Source organism: Ferruginibacter profundus (genome assembly GCF_054783275.1).
In genome coordinates, this window is sequence record NZ_BAAGQW010000020.1 from 1 (window position 1) to 754 (window position 754).

Annotated in this window: 1 rRNA gene; it reads right to left on the minus strand. The window is 35.9% G+C overall.

Going from position 1 to position 754, the window contains the following annotated elements:
• Positions 1–754: ribosomal RNA gene (locus tag ACYVM0_RS26995) — 23S ribosomal RNA — on the minus strand; the annotation flags it as partial.

Below are 754 nucleotides of genomic sequence, written 5' to 3' on the forward strand. Positions count from 1 at the left end.
CGCTACTTTAACATCCTTATAGTTAAGACGGTCATTCACCTAAGTTTCAACTGTCTGCTAATTACAGACTAGTTTTAGAGTCTTGGCATTGGACAAGATTCAGTATCTATACAACATATATTTTATATAGCAGATACCGGTGTTTTTGGTAAACAGTTGTGCCTCACGATTTTCTGTCACCGATTACTTATTAAAAAATAATCGGTCATCCTTATTATCTAGTGTACGGATGCATTTTGCCGAGTTCCTTGAACAGTATTATCTCTACGCCTTAGTATTCTCTACTTGAACACCTGTGTCGGTTGTAGGGTACGGTAATAATCATATAATTTTCCTGACCATAACAAATGTTATAGTTATCTATGACAAACTCATCAATAATAATCTTAGAGACCGTTATAAATCGTCGCTGTTAACCATGACAACGAAACCCTTGTTCAATCGGCGGATAGTATTATAACTATCTTCTACGTTACTCATGTTAGCATTTTCTCTCCCATTATGTCCAGATAATGAAACACTATCTTTCATCCACATGGGATGCTCCTCTACTCTGATTAAATTACAGAATATATAATTTAATTGACATAGTTTCGGTAAATGACCTATAGACCCGCATATTGTCGGTGCCTATAGTCCTTTAGGCAACTGAGTTGTTACACCCTCTTCAAATGATAGCTACCTCCAAGCTAACATCATTGCTGTATTAGGACTACGACTTCCTTAAATTCACTTAGTCATTATTTTGTGACCT